The sequence below is a fragment of the Yinghuangia sp. YIM S10712 genome (genome assembly GCF_051388935.1).
Lineage (GTDB): Bacteria > Actinomycetota > Actinomycetes > Streptomycetales > Streptomycetaceae > Yinghuangia.
In genome coordinates, this window is record NZ_JBPKBI010000005.1 from 38,885 (window position 1) to 56,389 (window position 17,505).

The 17,505-nt window shown below is 71.3% G+C and carries 15 protein-coding genes and 1 pseudogene; 8 read left to right on the forward strand and 8 right to left on the reverse strand.

From position 1 onward, the window contains the following. Positions 1–69 precede the first annotated feature (69 nt). The 8 genes from ACRX5W_RS13715 to ACRX5W_RS13750 all read right to left on the reverse strand — a co-directional run bounded on the left by ACRX5W_RS13715 (position 70) and on the right by ACRX5W_RS13750 (position 9,345). Positions 70–1,185 carry a winged helix DNA-binding domain-containing protein gene (locus ACRX5W_RS13715; protein ID WP_436788373.1) on the reverse strand — a complete coding sequence of 372 codons (1,116 nt, stop codon included), beginning with the start codon at positions 1,183–1,185 and terminating at the stop codon, positions 70–72. 55 nt (positions 1,186–1,240) lie between these two features. Then, entirely contained in the window at positions 1,241–2,200 is a 960-nt protein-coding gene (locus ACRX5W_RS13720) for a carbohydrate ABC transporter permease (protein WP_436788374.1), read from the reverse strand. After that, positions 2,197–3,579, reverse strand: a complete 1,383-nt coding sequence (locus ACRX5W_RS13725) for an ABC transporter permease subunit (protein ID WP_436788375.1) — start codon at positions 3,577–3,579, stop codon at positions 2,197–2,199. Before ACRX5W_RS13725 ends, ACRX5W_RS13720 begins: the two co-directional genes overlap by 4 nt. Positions 3,580–3,594: 15 nt before the next feature. Next, complete coding sequence (locus ACRX5W_RS13730; protein ID WP_436788376.1) at positions 3,595–4,947, reverse strand: ABC transporter substrate-binding protein; 1,353 nt, start codon at positions 4,945–4,947, stop codon at positions 3,595–3,597. 32 nt (positions 4,948–4,979) lie between these two features. Beyond that, the gene (locus tag ACRX5W_RS13735; RefSeq protein ID WP_436788377.1) at positions 4,980–6,188 is read right to left on the reverse strand and encodes an ABC transporter ATP-binding protein; all 1,209 of its coding nucleotides are present in this window, start codon (positions 6,186–6,188) and stop codon (positions 4,980–4,982) included. A gap of 228 nt (positions 6,189–6,416) precedes the next feature. After that, on the reverse strand, positions 6,417–7,427 hold the full coding sequence (locus ACRX5W_RS13740; RefSeq protein WP_436788378.1) for an aldo/keto reductase: 1,011 nt from the start codon (positions 7,425–7,427) through the stop codon (positions 6,417–6,419). Then, on the reverse strand, positions 7,427–7,879 hold the full coding sequence (locus tag ACRX5W_RS13745) for a MerR family transcriptional regulator (protein ID WP_436788379.1): 453 nt from the start codon (positions 7,877–7,879) through the stop codon (positions 7,427–7,429). The genes ACRX5W_RS13740 and ACRX5W_RS13745 overlap by 1 nt, the downstream gene beginning before the upstream one ends. Before the next feature lie 734 nt (positions 7,880–8,613). Beyond that, positions 8,614–9,345 (reverse strand): pirin family protein, encoded by a 732-nt coding sequence (locus ACRX5W_RS13750; RefSeq protein WP_436788380.1) that lies wholly within the window; start codon positions 9,343–9,345, stop codon positions 8,614–8,616. A 350-nt stretch (positions 9,346–9,695) separates the two neighbouring features. On the opposite strand from ACRX5W_RS13750, the gene ACRX5W_RS13755 reads away from it, so the two are divergent. From ACRX5W_RS13755 to ACRX5W_RS13790, 8 genes and pseudogenes are all read left to right on the forward strand, one after another. Continuing rightward, the gene (locus tag ACRX5W_RS13755) at positions 9,696–10,628 is read left to right on the forward strand and encodes an ABC transporter substrate-binding protein (protein WP_436788381.1); all 933 of its coding nucleotides are present in this window, start codon (positions 9,696–9,698) and stop codon (positions 10,626–10,628) included. Beyond that, positions 10,625–11,695, forward strand: a complete 1,071-nt coding sequence (locus ACRX5W_RS13760; protein ID WP_436788382.1) for a FecCD family ABC transporter permease — start codon at positions 10,625–10,627, stop codon at positions 11,693–11,695. The genes ACRX5W_RS13755 and ACRX5W_RS13760 overlap by 4 nt, the downstream gene beginning before the upstream one ends. Before the next feature lie 13 nt (positions 11,696–11,708). Further along, complete coding sequence (locus ACRX5W_RS13765; RefSeq protein WP_436788383.1) at positions 11,709–12,590, forward strand: ABC transporter ATP-binding protein; 882 nt, start codon at positions 11,709–11,711, stop codon at positions 12,588–12,590. Between the two features lie 164 nt (positions 12,591–12,754). After that, positions 12,755–13,372: an adenosylcobinamide amidohydrolase gene (locus ACRX5W_RS13770; RefSeq protein ID WP_436788613.1), complete on the forward strand. Its 618-nt coding sequence runs from the start codon at positions 12,755–12,757 to the stop codon at positions 13,370–13,372. A gap of 109 nt (positions 13,373–13,481) precedes the next feature. After that, positions 13,482–14,669 (forward strand): PucR family transcriptional regulator, encoded by a 1,188-nt coding sequence (locus ACRX5W_RS13775; RefSeq protein WP_436788384.1) that lies wholly within the window; start codon positions 13,482–13,484, stop codon positions 14,667–14,669. A gap of 80 nt (positions 14,670–14,749) precedes the next feature. After that, a pseudogene (locus ACRX5W_RS13780) lies at positions 14,750–15,682 on the forward strand (ACP S-malonyltransferase); the annotation flags it as partial. 404 nt (positions 15,683–16,086) lie between these two features. Further along, entirely contained in the window at positions 16,087–17,097 is a 1,011-nt protein-coding gene (locus ACRX5W_RS13785) for a beta-ketoacyl-ACP synthase III (RefSeq protein ID WP_436788385.1), read from the forward strand. Between the two features lie 137 nt (positions 17,098–17,234). Continuing rightward, complete coding sequence (locus ACRX5W_RS13790; protein ID WP_436788386.1) at positions 17,235–17,489, forward strand: acyl carrier protein; 255 nt, start codon at positions 17,235–17,237, stop codon at positions 17,487–17,489. Positions 17,490–17,505 lie beyond the last annotated feature (16 nt).

Genomic DNA, 17,505 nt, shown 5'->3' on the forward strand with positions numbered 1-17,505 from the left:
AGGGCCCGGAGCACGCACACCGCGTGCTCCGGGCCCTCCCGGCGTTCGGGGCGGGCGGCACGCGGTGGCTCACGCGAAGACGATGTCGTGCTTGTCGCGGTCACGCGCGGCGAAGGCGAGCAGCCTGCGTCCCTCCGCCTCGATCTCGTCGCGGTGGGCGGCGAGGGAGTCCTTGGGCTCGGGGCCGGAGACGACGAGCAGCGTGGCGGTGTCCTTCGTACGTTCGATGCGCCACGCGCAGCGGACGAATCCGTCGAACAGCACACTGCCCCACAGCTTGTTTCCCTGCCCGAGGCACCACTTCTGCCATTCCCGGCTGATCACGCGCGTGCGGTCGTCGTGCGACAGCCTGATGTTGTCGAAGTCGGCGACGAAGCGCACGGGCGCGGGGGTGTCCGCGTCGGGGCGCGGCGCGTCCGGCAGATCGAACAGTTCGCGTCCCTGCTCGTCGCGGAAGGTGACGAGTCGGGGGCGCAGGCGTTCGAGGACCGGTGCGAGGCGGGTCAGGCCGCACCAGACCTGCACGTCCTTGGCGGTCATCGGGCCGAGCGCCGCGATGCAGCGCAGCACCATGTCGTCGAGCCGGGGTTCCGGGTCCAGCGGGCGGCCCAGCCAGTGTTCGGCAGTGGTGTGCGCGACAGGTCCGCTGCGGCCCCACAGACCGCGCGGCGGCACCTGGACGAGCGGTGCCCAGGTGCGCAGCGCGGCGGCGAGTGCGGTGGGCTGGGCGTCGGGCCAGCGTTCGCCGAGGTACGCGCCGACTTCGGCGAACGTGCGCGGCTTCTCCTCGATGAACGCCCGTCCGAGGTCGGTGAGTTCGTCGCGGTCGGCGCCCGCGGTCGCACGCAGGTGGCTGGTGTTGAACATGCGTTCCATGGCCGGCAGCAGCAGCGGTCGCCACGCGAGGCAGTCGTCCGCGGTGACAGTGTGGATCGTGGACCGCATGAGTGCGATGCGGAGCACCTTGCGGTCGGTCATGAGACCGGCGAGTTCCCCGGGGTCGAAGTCCGCGATGCGCGCCCACAGGGTGAAGTAGGAGGACGTCGGGTGCTGGGCCTGGAGCCCGGCAAGGTGGCGCACCATGTCGAGTGCGGGCACGTGTACGCGCCTGAGCAGGTGTTGCCGGGCGAGCAGGGCGCGGTTGAGCTCGCGGGGGCCGAGGACACGGGTGCGGTCGGTCGTCATACGCACGACTGTAGGCGCGAAACAGGAAAGGATTGCTCCTAAATACAGCCTCCGGTCATTTGACGGCCCCGGCCATGACGCCCTGCACGAAGTGGCGCTGGAAGGCGAAGAACACCATGAGGGGCACGACGAGGGAGAGGAACGCGCCGGGCGCGAGGACGTCGACGTTCGCACCGAAGGCGCGTGATTGGGACTGGAGCGCGACGGTCAGGGGCGCCGAGTCGACGTCGGCGTAGATGAGGGCGATGAGCATGTCGTTCCAGACCCACAGGAACTGGAAGATGGCGAGCGACGCGATGGCCGGGAGGCCGAGCGGCAGGATGACGCGGAAGAAGATGGTGATGTCGCTGCCGCCGTCCATGCGCGCGGCTTCCAGGAGGTCCTTGGGGATGCCGGCGAAGTAGTTCCGCAGCAGGAACACCGCGAAGGGCAGGCCGAAGGCGACGTGGAAGAGCACGACGCCTGTGATCGTCCCGAACAGGCCGGTTTCGCCGTACAGCTTGGAGATGGGGATCAGCGCGACCTGCACGGGCACCACGAGCAGGCCGACGACCACGAGGAACAGCCAGTCCCGGCCCGGGAATTCGAGCCAGGCGAAGGCGTACGCGGCGAGCGCGCCGAGGAGGATCACCAGGAGCGTGCTGGGCACGGTGATCCAGATCGTGTTGAGGAACGCGCGCATCATGTCGTCGTCGCCGAGGAGCCTGTCGTAGTTCTGCCACGTGAGTTGGCCGGGCTCGCCGAACACCTTCCACCAACCGGAGGTGCCGGTCTCGTCCGAGGACCGCAGCGACGACACCAGCAGTCCGAAGGTCGGCATGAGCCAGAACAGCGCCACGACGACGAGCCCGGTCGCGACCAGTCCCCCGCCGGTCTTCGCGACGATCCGCGACGCGATGCCTCGCTTGATCGCCCCGCCGCCGGTGCCTTCGGCGCGTGTGGCCCCGCCGGGCGGCTTGGCGGCCGTACCCGTGGCGATGCCCGTGCCCGGAGTGCCTCCGACTTCCGCGGTCACCGGTTCTCCCTTCGGAAGCGGCGGATGTTGAAGAGCATGGCCGGGAGGACCAGCAGGAACAGCACGATGCCGATCGCGCTGCCGAGGCCCTGGTTGTTGCCGCCGCCGAAGGACGCCAGGTACATCTGGAGCGCCAGAACGTTGGCCTCTTTCTGCGACGAACCGGGCGAGATGATGAGGACGAGGTCGAAGACCTTGAGCACGTTGATGACCAGAGTCACCATCACCACGACCAGGACCGGGGCGAGCAGCGGCACGGTGACCCGGCGGAACACCTGCCATTCGGTCGCGCCGTCGACGCGTGCGGCCTCCAGGGCGTCGCGCGGAATCGCGGCCAGGCCGGCGGCGATGAGGACCATCGCGAACCCGGCCCACATCCACACGTAGGCGCCGATGATCGCCGGGGTGATCAGGCTGGGGCCGAGCCAGTCGTACCCGTCGAAGGCCTGCTCGAAGTTCGAGGCGGCGAGCCGGAGTTGCACCGGACCGTCGCGGGTCGCACGGTCGCCGAACCGGAAGCTGCCGTCCGCGGCGGTGGTGGCCGAGGCGACCGTACGGCCGTCGCGCACCGCCTCGACCCTGACACCGGGCAGGCCGACCTCGGAGGCGTCGATCTTGCCCGGCTCACCGAGGTTGCCTCGGCTGAAGTCGAGCCAGACGACGCCCGACAGGCCGTCTCCGGTCGGCGGGGCGGACGCGGCGGGACGCGCGTCGGAGGGGATCTTGTCGGCGGGCAGTGCGACGAGCGGGAGCAGCACGGGGGTGCCCGCCTGGTGCTGCGCGGCCGTGAGGAAGCCGCCCCCGGCAGGGTCGAGGCCGCTGTCGGGGCGCGGGCGGGCCCCCGGGTAGGGGGCGCCTTCGGAGAAGATCTCGTCGATGCCGACGAGTGCCGCGTTGGCCACGCCCTTGTCGGGGTCGCGGTCGTACACGAGGCGGAAGATGATGCCGGCGGCCAGCATCGAGACGGCCATCGGCATGAACACGACGAGCTTGAACGCGGTGGCGAACCTCATGCGTTCGGTGAGGACCGCGAACACCAGGCCGAAGGCCGTGACCACGGCGGGTACGACGAGCACCCAGATCAGGTTGTTCTTCAGCGCGGTGAATGTGTCGTCGTCGGTGAAGAGGTCCTGGTAGTTGTCGAGGCCCGTGAAGTCCGACCAGCCTTCGGCGCCGAAGAGGCTGCGGGCGAAGCTCCACACGATCGGGTAGGCGACCAGCACCCCGAGCACCAGGACCGCCGGCAACAGGAACAGCCAGCCGAGCAGCCACCCGGCGCCGAGCCTGCGGGTGCGCTCTTCCGCGGGCTCGGCCGCCTCGGCGGGCGGATCGTCGGTACCTGCGGCCCGGGTCGATGCCGCGTCAGTCGGTTCCGCCATGACTCCCCGTCACTCTCATGCGCCGGTGAATGCCTTGGCCGCGTCGGCCTCCAGCCTCGCTTGTGCGCCCGCGACGTCGGACGGGTTGCGCAGGAAGTCCTGGAGGTCGCGCCACATGCCTTCGCCCTTGGTGCCGCCGAACGCCGCAGGCGCCTGGTCGGACATGTCGAAGCGGAAGTCGTCGCCGGCGCCGATGAGCTTCTCGGCGATCTCACGGGTGACGTCGTCGCGGTAGGCGCCGAAGTCGAGGTTCTTGTTGGGCGAGAGGTAACCGCCTTGTTCGGCCCAGACCTTGGCGGCCTCCGGCGAGGCGAGGTAGGCGAGCAGCGCCATCGCGCCGGGGCTGTCCTTCATCGCGACGGCGGCGTCGCCGCCGGTGACGACCGGGGGCTTGCCGGGCGCGACGGCCGGGAAGGCGAAGAACTTCGCGTCCGTGCCGACCTTGGCCTTGGTGTCCTTGATGATGTTGGTGCCGATGAAGTCCGCGCCCGGCAGCATGCCCGCCTTCGGCGACTCGCCGAAGACCTGCGGCACGGAGGCGGGGAACTCGGTCTGCAGGACGCCCTCCGCGCCTCCGGGGAACCACTCGCCCTTGCTCCACACCTGCGCGAGTGTCTCCAGGGCCGCCTTGACCGACGGGTCGGTCCAGGGGATCTGGTGCTGGGCGAGCTTGTCGTACATCTCGGGGCCGGCCTGGCTGAGGTAGATGTTCTCGAACCAGTCGGTCAGCACCCAGCCGTCGGCGCCCCCGGCCGCGAAGGGCGGCGTGCCCGAGTCGGAGATCAGGCTCGCGGTCTTCTGGAGGTCGGCCCACGTGGCGGCCTCGGACGCTCCGGCGTCGTCGAAGACCTGGGCGTTGTACCAGATCAGCGACTTGTTGGCGCCCTTGTAGTAGACGCCGTAGAGCTTGTTGTCGTACGACCCGAGCTTCTGCCACTGCGGGGCGAAGTTGGCCTGGACCGCGGCCTGCACCTCGGCGGACACGGGCTTGATCCAGCCCTGCTCCGCGAACTGCCGGACCGCGCCCGGCTGCGCGAGGAAGGCCACGTCGGGCGGCGCGTTGCCCTCGACGCGCTGGCCCAGGAAGGTCGCGGCGCTGTCCCCGGTCGGGATGAACTCGGTCTTGGCGCCCGTGCGCTTCTCGAAATCGGCGAGGACCTTTTTGAACGACGCCAGTTCGTCGTTGGTCCACACCCCGGCAACGCTGACCGTGGTGCCGTCGAGCCGGGGCAGGCGGAGCTCTGCGGTGGTGCCCGGCGCCGACTGGCTGCCCGCGGGGGCCGCCTCGTCGTCGCCGTCGTCACCGCACGCGCCCAGCCCGAGTGCCAGCAAGGATGCGGCGGCGACCGCACCGATGATCCGCCGCACGCTTCCCCTCCCGGATCGACCGACGATTCGCGTCACGTTTCCTCCCTCACGGACAGGCCTGTTGCCGGGTCGAAGAAGTGCATGCGATCGGTGGCGACCCGGAGCAGCGCGGTGTCGCCGTCTCGCACCCGGGTCCGGGGCCCCAGGCGGGCCACGAGTTCCGAAGTGCCGGCGCCCGGGTCGGGCACCTGGTCCGCGTCGCCCGCGTCCGCGGCGAGTTCCTGAACGTCGGCGGTCACCGCGGGCGGGGCGGCCAGGCGCACGTGGACGTGGACCTCGGAGCCCATCGACTCGACGAGGTCGGCCTCGGCCCGCAGTACGGCGTCGTCCGGGGCGGGCGCGGTGTCGTCGGCCGCGTCGTGGAGGTCTTCCGGGCGGATGCCGACGATCACCGGCTGATCGGCGTAGGCGCGCAGTGCCGGCCGGTCGGCCAGGAGTTGCTCGGGGACGGCGAGGCGCTGGTCGCCCAGGCGCACGGCGAACCCGCCGTCGGCGGCCTCCAGTCGGCCGCTGAGCAGGTTCATCGCGGGTGAGCCGATGAACCCGGCGACGAAGAGGTTGACCGGCCGGTCGTACAACTCCTGGGGCGGCGCGACCTGTTGCAGAACTCCCTTGCGCATCACGGCGACCCGGTCGCCGAGCGTCATCGCCTCGACCTGATCGTGTGTCACATACAAGGTGGTGACGCCGAGTTCGCGGGTCAGGCGGGCGATCTGCGCACGCATCTGGACGCGGAGCTTCGCATCCAGGTTGGACAGCGGCTCGTCCATCAGGAACGCCTGCGGCTCCCGGACGATCGCCCGGCCCATCGCGACGCGCTGGCGCTGGCCGCCGGACAACTGCCGGGGTTTGCGCGACAGATGCTCTTCGAGGCCGAGCGTGCGGGCGGCCTCGGCGACGCGCTTGTGGATCTCGGCCTTGGGCAGTTTGCGCAGCCGCAGCCCGAATCCGATGTTGTCGCGCACGTTGAGGTGCGGGTAGAGCGCGTAGCTCTGGAAGACCATCGCCACGTCGCGGTCGCGCGAGGGCACCCGGTTGACGACGCGGTCGCCGATCCTGACGGTGCCCTCGCTGATGTCCTCCAGCCCCGCGACCATCCGCAGGGCGGTGGTCTTGCCGCACCCGGAGGGGCCGACGAGGACAAGGAACTCGCCGTGCGCGACGGACAGATCGAGTGCGTCGACCGCTCTGGTGCCGTCCGCGTAGACCTTGCCCACGCCGTCCATAACCACGTCAGCCACAACACCCCCAGGGGTGGCACGAATGCCTTTCGGTCCCCTGTTGCTACGCCTCGTGGCGGGCGGGTCACAACCCCCGGAGTGCCGACCGACGCGGATTCGTAATCTTTCGCGTACGTTCGGTGATGACTTTCGCTACGCGCGTCGCACTCTGTAGACAAACCGCGCATTGTGGATAACGGCCTTGCCGAATCGCGCTGATTATTCCGTCTGCCGTACGGGGGGCGGCGGCTACTCCCGGCCGGGTCCGACGTACGTGCTCGTCATGACCGCGTAGCGGTCTCCGGCGACCTGTGCGGAGATCGGCTCCAACGACGCGAGTTCGTCCGCCGTGAGCGTGACGTCGGCCGCCGCGGCGTTCTCGGCGAGCCGGGTGCGCTTCGTGGTGCCGGGGATCGGAACGACGGGCATGCCCCACACGTCCGCGCGCTGCTGGACCCACGCGAGCGCGACCTGAGCGGCCGTGATGCCGCGGGTCGCGGCGATCTCCTTGACAGGCGCGAGGAGTTCGGCGTTCGAGCGGGCGTTGTCGCCGACGAACCTGGGCTGGGCCCGGCGGAAGTCGCCTTCCGGCAGGTCGTCGAAGGTCGTCCACAGCGCGCTGAGAAACCCTCGGCCGAGCGGCGAGTAGGGGACCAGCGCGGCGCCGACCTCGCGGGCCGCCGGCACCACCGACTCCTCGATGTCGCGGGCGAACAGCGACCACTCCGCCTGGACGGCCGCGATCGGGTGCACGGCCGCGGCGGCGTGGATCTCCTTCGCCGTCACCTCCGACAGACCCAGGTGCCGGACCTTGCCTGCGGCGACCAGCTCGGCCATCGCGCCGACGGTCTCCTCGATCGGCACCGTGGTGTCACGGCGGTGCATGTAGTACAGGTCGATCGTGTCGATCCCGAGCCGGGCCAGGCTCGCGTCGCAGGCCGCCTTCACGTACGCCGCGTCACCGCGGATGTCGCGCTCGCCGGGCCCGGCGTGCCGGTCGAGGCCGAACTTGGTGGCCAGCAGGACCTCGTCGCGGCGCCCGCCGCGCAGGAATTCGCCGATCAGCTCCTCGTTGCGGCCGGTGCCGTACATGTCGGAGGTGTCGAAGTGGGTGACGCCCAGGTCGAGGGCGCGGCCGAGTGTGGCCAGGGATTCGCCGTGCTCGGGTCCGGCGCCGGCGTAGAAGTCGCTCATGCCCATGCAGCCGAGGCCCTGGACCGAGCTGACGGGGCCGTCCGTGCCCAGTGTGGTGGTGCGCATCATTCGGTGGCTTCGCCTTCCCGTTTCTCGGCGTCCGTGCAGGCGCCGTAAAAGTCGATCTTGTAGTCGAGCACGAGCAGACAGGACGTCAGATCACTGATGCGGGCGCGCACTTCCTCGCGGTGCTCGACGAGCATCCGATGCCGCTCGGCGAGCGTCGCGTCGCCCTCACGGGCCAGTTCCGCGTAGCGGATCATGTCCGCCACCGGCATCCCGGTGGCCCGCAGTTTGCCGACGAACTCCAAAAAGCCGAGGTCACGCTCGCTGTAGCGGCGGCGTCCAGCCTGCCCGTTGCCGCTCCGGGGGGCCTCACGGCCGACGTGCGGCATGAGGCCGATGCGCTCGTACCAGCGCAGCGTGTGCGCGCTGAGGCCGGTGCGCGCCGCGACCTCGCTGATCGTGTAGCGGCCGACCGAGGAGTCGGCGGGAAGTTCGGTCTCGGTGAGCAACATGAATGCCTCCTGGAGCGGGGGGCCGGGCCGAAGCCCGCGAACACGACGCTAAGCAGTTGGAGTGCACTCGAAGCAAGCGCGAACCGCTCGGACGCCGGGTGCAAGGCGCGACGGGGGGAGCACGTACGACGTCGGCGACACAAGAACCGCCGGCGACGCGAGGTGATCCGCACGAGCACAGCACAGCCGGGGACGCCGACGCGGCGTGGCCGGTTTTCGCCGCCCGCAACCGCCCGGCCGAACCCGTCGGACGTGTGGCCGGCCGGGCCAGACTGCACATGGGCGTTCGGCCGAAGCCCGTGCGCGGAGCCCCGGCAGACCACGCCCGGTAGGTGACCAGGCCGGTGGCCGGCCGGGTCGTGAACAGCGTTCCCCGCCCCACGGCCCGGTGACGCGGGTCCCGCCCCTGTCGGGGAGCCCGGCGATGGCGATTCCGTCGGTCTCGCGCTCGTCGCTCCGGCGCCGTCGGCGTCATCGCATCCGCTGTCACGGGCCACACAGCGCGCACCGGTTGTTGCCGACCGCCCGCCATCACCCCGTGCCCACGCGGCGCGACCCGTCGGGCATGCGGCCGACCGGGCGGCTCGTCGAGAGCCCATCGCCCAGCCCCGGCAGGCCACGCACGTCTCTCATCCGCCTCGGCAGAGCCCCCGTGCACGCACGGGCCGCAGCGCGGATCGCCTGTTGTCGACCGCGCACGGCGCACTTCGCGTGCGCATTCAAGGTGTCCCGCGTCAGCCGAGCGCGGCGGCGCTGTGCATCTCCCAGATCAGCACCTCGGCGTCCGTGTCCGCCGTGAGGCGCTGGCCTTCCGCGCCCGTGACACGCACGGCGTCCCCCTCGGCGAGGGCCCCGGCGCCCTCCAGCGTCACGGTGCCGCGCGCGACGAAGAGGTGGACGTACGGCGCCGTCGGGAGTTGCACGGCCTGGCCGGGGGCGAGGCGGGCCGCGTGGAGGGCGGCGTCCTTCTGGTGGATGCGGATCGCGGCCTCGTGGCCCGGGCGGCCGGACGCGACCGGCACCAGACCTCCGCGGGCCAGGTCGGCGGACACGTCGAGCTGTTCGTAGCCGGGGGCGATGCCGCCTTCGTCGGGCAGCACCCACATCTGGACGAACCGGACAGGAGTCGGCTCGGCGCCCGCGCGCAGGTCGTTCTTCTCGGAGTGCAGGATGCCGCGACCGGCACTCATGCGCTGGGCCAGGCCCGGGTGGATGAGCCCGTTGTGGCCCTCGGAGTCCTGGTGCACGAGGCCGCCGGACAGCACCCAGGTGACGATCTCCATGTCGCGGTGCGGGTGGGTGTCGAACCCGGTGCCCGGGGCGACGATGTCGTCGTTGCTGACCAGGAGCTGCCCGAAGTGGGTGTTCGCCGGGTCGTAGTGGCGGCTGAACGAGAAGCTGTGGTGCGAATCGAGCCACCCCGCCCGGGTGTGGAAGCGGTCGGCGGCCCGGCGTATGTCGTACATGGTGACGTGGCCCTTCGGTGCGTCGGCGCGTGCTGGTCCGCTCGCGATTCCACCGCAACACTGCCGGTCCGTCCGCAATTCCACCCGCGACCTGACGACCGTGGACCGGTTGGTATCGTCCTGAATCCGGCGGAAGCGTTCCGCCGCACCACACAAAGCAACAGCAAGACGCAGTGTGCAGCGAAGTCCGGTGGGATCCCGGCGCTGTCCCGCAACTGAGATGCCGTCCGGCGCCGTCGGGCGGACGAGCCAGGTCGCCTCGCCTGCGTCGACGACATCGGCCCTCGTAGGAAGGGCGATCCGTCCACGGGTCCTGCGTCCCCCACCCGTGGGTGACGCGGGAGAAATCCATGAAGGTCACCACTGTGCTGCGCCCTGCCGCGGCACTCGTCCTGGGTGCGCTGGTCCTGACCGCCTGCGGCGACAACGAGGACGGCAACGAGCCGGCGGGCGCCGCAGCCACGCCCCCGGCGGCCGGCGCGTCGACCGCGGCCCTGCCCGCCGACGCCCCGAAGAAGATCGTCTCGCTCACGCCGACGGCGACCGAGATCCTGTACGCGATAGGCGCCGGCAAGCAGGTCATCGCCGTCGACGACCAGTCGAACTTCCCGGCCGAGGCTCCGAAGACCGACCTGTCCGGCTTCCAGCCCAACGTCGAGGCGATCACCAAGTACACCCCCGACCTGGTGGTGCTCTCCGACGACATCGACGGCATCAAGCAGAAGCTGGAATCCGTCAGGATCAAGGTCGTCGAAGTGCCCGCCGCGAAGACTTTCGAGGAGATGTACACGCAGTTCAACACCCTCGGCACGGCGACCGGCCACGCCGCCGAGGCCGCCGCGGTCACCGACAAGATGAAGAAGGACATCGGCGAGGTCGTGGCGAAGGCCAAGAAGCCCGCCGCGCCCCTCACCTACTTCCACGAGCTCGACAACACCGGCTACAGCGTCACCTCCAAGACGTTCCTCGGCGAGGTCTACACCCTCTTCGGCCTGCGGAACATCGCCGACGCCGCCGACAAGGACGGGTCGGGCTACCCGCAGGTCTCCACCGAGCACATCGTGACGTCGAACCCCGACCTGATCTTCCTCGGTGACACCAAGTGCTGCGGCCAGAACGCCGCCACCGTGGGGCAGCGTCCGGGCTGGGACAAGATCAAGGCCGTGCAGACCGGCAATGTCGTGCCGCTCGACGACGACATCGCGTCCCGCTGGGGCCCGCGTGTCGTGGACCTGGTGAAGGCCGTCGCCGCAGCCGTCGAGAAGGCCGGCGCCACCGCGTGACGACGCTTCCCGCGCGCGCACTCCCCCGGCCGGGCGAGAACCGCCGCGCGTACCCCTGGTACGCCGCCGCGGCGCTCGCCCTGGTCGGCGCGGTCGTCGCGGGCATGCTCGTGGGCGCCGCCGACCTGCCCCCGCGCGGCGTGCTGCTCGCCCTCGTCGACGAACTGCCGTTCGTCGACATCGACCACGGGCTCAGCCCCGTGCAGCACTCGGTGCTCGTGGAGATCCGCATGCCGCGCGTGTTCGGCGCGGCGCTGGTCGGGGCGCTGCTGGCCGTCGCGGGCGCCGGCTACCAGGGGGTCTTCCGCAACCCGATGGCCGACCCGTACCTCCTCGGCGCCGCGGCCGGCGCGGGCCTCGGGGCGACGCTGGTGATCGGCTACTCGGACGCCGAAGAAGTGGCCGGCATCGGAATCGTGCCGCTCGCGGCGTTCGTGGGGGCGATCGCGGGCGTGCTGATGGCGTACGGGCTCGGCACCACCGCCGGCCGTGCGGACGGCACCACCACGCTCGTGCTCGCCGGAGTCGCGGTGTCGTCGTTCCTGTCGGCCGCGCAGACGTTCGTGCAGCAGGCCCAAGTCGACGAGCTGCGGCGCATCTACTCGTGGATCCTCGGCAGCCTCGCCTCCATCACCTGGGACGAGCTGGTGCTGGTGCTGCCCTACGCCGCGGTGAGCACGTTCGTCCTGCTGCTGCACGGGCGGTTGCTCGACGTCATGACGGTGGGCGACGAAGAGGCCGCGGTCCTCGGCGTCAGCGCCGCGCGGGTGCGCTTCGTCGTGCTTCTCGCCGCGTCGCTCGCGACCGCGACGGCGGTCGCGATCAGCGGCCTGATCGGGTTCCTCGGCATCGTCGTGCCGCACGCGGTACGCCGGCTCACCGGCGGCAGCTACCGCCGCATCCTGCCCATGTCGGTGCTGGTCGGCGGGACGTTCCTGGTGCTCGCGGACATCATCGCGCGGACCGCCGCGGCACCCGGCGAACTGCCGATCGGCGTGGTCACCGCCTTCATCGGGGCGCCGTTCTTCGTGATCGTCCTGCGTGCCACGCGCCGGGTGGACATGTGAGCGGGGTGCGCGGATGACCGGTCTGGACGTCGCGGGACTCGACGTCTCACGCGACCGACGCCGAATCCTCCACGACGTGGACGCGCAGGTCGAGGAAGGCGGCTGGCTCGCGGTCATCGGCCCCAACGGTGCGGGCAAGTCGACGCTGTTGAAAGCGGTCGCGGGGCTGCTGCCGTACACGGGCGAGGTGACCGCGGACGGCGTGCGCCTGCGCGACCTGTCGGCGCGCGCGCTCGCCCGCACCATCGCCTACACGCCGCAGAACCCGGTGGTGCCGCCGCAGATGTCGGTCCGCGACTACGTGCTGCTCGGCCGGACGCCCTACCTCGGCTACCTCGCGGTGCCGGGACGCCGTGACCGGGAGGTCGCCGACAACGTGGTCGACCGACTGGGCCTGGGCCCGCTGGCCGGCCGCGAGGTCGGCAGACTGTCCGGCGGGGAGCGGCAACGCGTCGTCCTCGCCCGCGCGTTGGCCCAGCAGGCGCCGGTGCTGCTGCTCGACGAACCGACCACGGCACTCGACCTCGGCCACCAGCAGCAGGTCCTGGAACTCGTCGACCGGCTGCGCCGCGACGACGGGCTGACCGTCGTCACCACCCTGCACGACCTCGGTCTGGCCGCGCAGTACGCCGAGCGCATGCTGCTGCTCGTCGACGGCCACGCGGTCGCGTCCGGCACCGCCGCCGAGGTGCTGACGCCGGACAGCATCGCCACGCACTATCACGCCCAAGTCGAGGTGACGGTCGGTCAGGACGGGCGCCCGCAAGTGCACTTGGTCCGACCAGGACATCCGGGAAACGCACCCGGCACGCGAAGCACGGCGAACACGACAAGATCGGGGGACACCGGAAGCGCCGTACGGGCCGCCGGCCCGGCAGGAAAGGGCACGACGTGAGCACCGCATCCGACGAAACCGTGGCGGGCGACGCCGGATCACCGCCGGAGACCGCCGCCCGGTCCTCCACGGCCCGCGAGGCAGCGCGCACCGACGCCTTCGCAACGGCCGAACCAAGCGCGTACCGGCCCGAGTTGATCAGCCACGACGGATGGCCGGCCCTGATGTGGCGGGCCGGTCCCGGCTGGCGCATGCTCTCCAGCGCGATCCTCGGCGGAGGCCTCGGCGAACGCGCGTGGGTGCTGAACGCCCAGGTGCCGCCCGGGTACGCGCGCATGGACCCGGTCGCGCACCTGGAGGAGATCGCGGCCCCGCGCGGGCTCACCGGTCCGGGTGTCGGGCTGATGACCGCGGCCGACGTCGCCGCGTACACGACCGGCACCGACCACGGGGTGCGGGCGTGGGTGACGACCGGGATCGGCATCCCGTCGTGGGCCGCGGCGCCCGACGAGAAATCCGTGGGCCCGCCGCGCCCCGGCACGATCAACATCGTGGTCGTCGTGCCCGTGCCGCTCGGCGACGCCGCGCTGGTCAACGCGGTCGCGACGGCCACCGAGGCGAAGGTGCAGGCACTGTTCGAGACGGGATACGCGTGCACCGGCACACCGTCGGACGCGATATGCGTCGCCGCGCGCACCCCCGGGCCGGGCGAGGAACCCGAGTTGTTCGGCGGGCCGCGCTCGCGGTGGGGCGCCCGGCTGGCCCGCGCGGTGCACGCGGCGGTGGCACGCGGCGCCGTCGACGACCGCATCCGCCGTGCCGCGCACGGTATTTCACCGTGACGGAGGGCGAACCGCCGTCACCCGCCGGGGTGCGCGGTGCGTCCGGGTTGTCCCGATCAGGGCGTGACCGCGTACGCCGACGCTCCCGGAAGGGTTCATCATGGTCCCCGTGACCGCCCGATCTTCCGGTTCCGACGCCGCCAAGCGCGCCGCGACCGTGCGACGTCTGGAGAAGTCCGCAGGCGCGCTCGCCGGCGCCGCCGCGGCCCGGATGGACGAGACCCTGCCGTGGTACCGGAACATGCCGGCCGAGAACCGATCGTGGATCGGCCTCGTCGCCCAGGCGGGGATAGCGGCGTTCACCGAGTGGTTCCGCCACCCCGAGGCGCCGTACGCCGTCAGCGCGGACGTCTTCGGCACCGCCCCGCGCGAGCTGACCCGGGCGATCACCCTGCCGCAGACCGTGGAACTGGTCCGGGTGACCATCGAGGTCGTCGAGTCGCGTATCGACGAGCTCGCGGCACCCGGATACTCACAGGTGCTGCGCGAGGCGCTGCTGCTGTATTCGCGCGAGATCGCGTTCGCCACCGCGCAGGTATACGCGCACGCCGCCGAGGCGCGCGGCGCGTGGGACGCCCGCCTCGAAGCGCTGGTCGTGCACTCCCTGCTGCGCGGCGAGGCCGACGAAGGAATCCTGTCCCGGGCCGCCGCTCTCGGCTGGGGCTCCCCGCAGTCGGTGATGGTCGTCGTCGGCAACGCGCCCGACGGCGACACCCAGGCGGTGGTCGACAGCATCCACCGGGCGAGCCGCCACGCCCGCCTCAACGTGCTCACCGGCGTGCAGGGCGACCGGCTCGTGGTGATCGTCGGCGGAGCTGACGACCCGCTGCGCGCGACGCGTTCGCTCATCGGCCAGTTCGGGCCCGGCCCGGTCGTCGTGGGGCCGAGCGTCCCCGATCTGCTGGCCGCCGTCGGTTCCGCGCAGTCCGCCACCGCGGGCCACCGCGCGTGCGCGGCGTGGCCGGACGCCCCCCGGCCCGTCTCCGCGGACGATCTGCTGCCCGAGCGGGCGCTCGCCGGCGACGAGGAAGCGCGGCGGCAGTTGGTGGAGGAGATCTACATACCGCTGCACGCGGCGGGGTCCGCGTTGCTCGAAACGCTGTCGGTGTATCTGGAGCAGGCATCGTCACTCGAAGGAGCGGCGCGGATGCTTTTTGTCCATCCCAATACCGTGCGTTACCGGCTGCGACGCGTGATGGACATCACCGGCCTGGTCCCGACCGAGGCCCGCTCCGCGTTCACCCTCCAGGTGTCGCTGATCCTCGGGCGGCTGGCCACCGCGGAAGGCGGTTTGTAGGAAACCCACAAAACCGCCATCTGATCTTCGTCTGCGCCGATACGGGGTCGGCACCACCCGCAAGCGAGAAGGTTATTGACGTGCTCGTACTCGTCGCCCCCGGACAGGGCGCCCAAACACCCGGTTTCCTCACACCCTGGCTCGACCTCCCCGGTGTGGCGGACCGCCTCACCTGGTGGTCGGCCGTCACCGGCCTCGACCTGATCCATTACGGGACCAAGGCCGACGCCGACGAGATCCGCGACACCGCGATCGCCCAGCCGCTGCTGGTCGCCTCCGGCCTGGTCGCCGCGCTGGCACTGTTCCCGCACCCGTCCGACGCCTACCGCGTCGTCGGCGGCGCGGCCGGACACAGCGTCGGCGAGCTGACCGTCGCGGCGGGCGCCGGCGTCATCACGGCCGAGTCGGCGATGGTCCTGGTCCGCGAGCGCGGCAAGGCGATGGCCGCCGCGGCTGCCGTCACCGAGACCGGCATGTCCGCGGTCCTCGGCGGCGACGCGGACGCGGTGGTCGCCAAGATCCACGAGCACGGCCTCACCCCGGCGAACATGAACGGCGCCGGACAGATCGTCGCCGCGGGCACCCTGCCGCAACTGGAGGCGTTCGCCGCCGACCCGCCCGAGAAGGCGCGGGTACGCCCGCTCTCGGTCGCCGGCGCGTTCCACACGCACCACATGGCCCCGGCCGTCGCGCGCCTGGAACAGCTCGTCCCGGGCGTGACCGTGCGCGACCCGCGCACGCCGTACATCTCGAACACCGACGGCGCGGTCCTGCACGACGGCCGGGAAATCGTGCGGCGCCTGGTCAGCCAGGTCTCCAACCCGGTCCGCTGGGACCTGTGCATGGAGACGATGCGCGACCTGGGCGTCACCGCGATCATCGAGGTCCCGCCGGCCGGCACGCTGACCGGGCTCGCCAAGCGCGCACTGCCCGGCGTCGAGACGCTGGCCCTCAAGACACCCGACGACCTGGAGGCCGCACGCGCCCTGGTCGAGAAGCACGGCACCCCGAGCGAGATCGACGCCTCGCCGACATGGCGCCTGGTCGTCGCGCCCTTCAAGGGCATCGTGCACAAGGCCGACGTCAAGGCGGGCGACGATCTGGCGCCCGGCGCCGAGGTCGGCGTCGTGCGCTCGCACCGCGACGAGCAGGCGATCACCGTGCCGCACGGCGGCACGGTCGTCGAGTGGCTCGTCGAGGACGGCGACCCGGTCGCGCCCGGCATGCCGCTGCTGCGCGTCCACCCCGTCTCCGCGGTCTGAGCAGGGCCCCTTACCCGAACGAGCCGGCAGAGCCGACCCGAACGAACCCACCAACGAACCGACGAACGTCGAGTGGAAGGGCAACGCGTGAGCGAGCGAACCAGGCACCGGGACGCGTTTCACGGGGGCGGCACGAGGCGTCTGCGGGGTGCGGCATGAGCGCGCCCATCCGACCCAGGTCCGGCGCGCCGTACGCCCGCATCATGGGCGTGGGCGGCTACCGGCCGGTCCGGGTCGTCCCCAACTCCGAACTCATCGAGCGCATCGACTCGTCCGACGAGTGGATCCAGTCGCGGTCCGGCATCAAGACCCGGCGCTGGGCCGGCGATGAGGAGACCGTCACCGAGATGTCGCTCGCCGCGGCCGGCAAAGCCCTTGCGCACGCGGGTATTTCGGCCGAGGAGATCGGCTGCGTCATCGTCGCGACGGTCACCCACCTCAAGCAGACGCCGGCCGTCGCCACCGACATCGCCTACCGGCTCGGCGCGGGCGGCGGGCGTGCACCGGCGTTCGACATCTCGGCCGCGTGCGCGGGCTTCTGCTACGGGCTCACCCTCGCCAACGACATGGTCCGCGGCGGCAGCGCCGAGTACGTCCTGGTCATCGGCGTCGAACGGCTCTCCGACCTGACCAACCCCGACGACCGTTCGACGGCCTTCATCTTCGGCGACGGCGCCGGCGCGGTCGTGGTCGGCCCGTCGGAGGAGCCCGGCATCGGTCCGGTGGTGTGGGGCTCGGACGGCGCGAACTCCGGGACGATCAGCCAGTCCACGTCGTGGGAAGCGCTCCGCGACAACCCGGAGGCCGCGTTCCCGACACTGACCATGGAGGGCCAGACGGTCTTCCGCTGGGCGGTCTGGGAGATGGCGAAGGTCTGCCAGGAGGCCTTGGACGCCGCGGGCGTGGAAGCGAGCCAGTTGGACGCGTTCATCCCGCACCAGGCCAACATGCGCATCACCGACGCGATGATCAAAGCCCTGAAACTGCCCCCGGACGTACCGGTCGCTCGCGACATCGCCGAAACCGGCAACACCTCGGCGGCGTCCATCCCCCTGGCCATGGAGCGCATGCTGGAGAGCGGTGAGGCCGCCGCCGGAGGGACCGCGCTGGTCATGGGGTTCGGGGCGGGTCTCGTCTACGCCGGGCAGGTCATTACGCTTCCCTGAGTCGCCGCGGGCGGCACGGCCCCTCCCCCGGGCCACCCCTGCTTCCCCGAAAACCTCGGCTGCCGCCTCCTGCGGCGGCCGGTACGCCACACCGACCAACCATCACCGAGCAAACACCGACGCATCCGAGGAGCACCATGGCAAGCCAGGAGGAGATCCTCAAGGGTCTCGCCGAGATCGTGAACGAGATCGCGGGCACGGACGTCGAGGACGTCCAGCGCGACAAGTCGTTCACCGACGACCTCGACATCGATTCGCTGTCGATGGTCGAGGTCGTGGTGGCGGCCGAGGAGAAGTTCAACGTCAAGATCCCCGACGACGACGTCAAGGGCCTCGCCACCGTGGGCGACGCGGTCGACTACATCGCGACCGCCGGCGCCAAGGCGGCCTGACCCAAGTCGGGTCGGG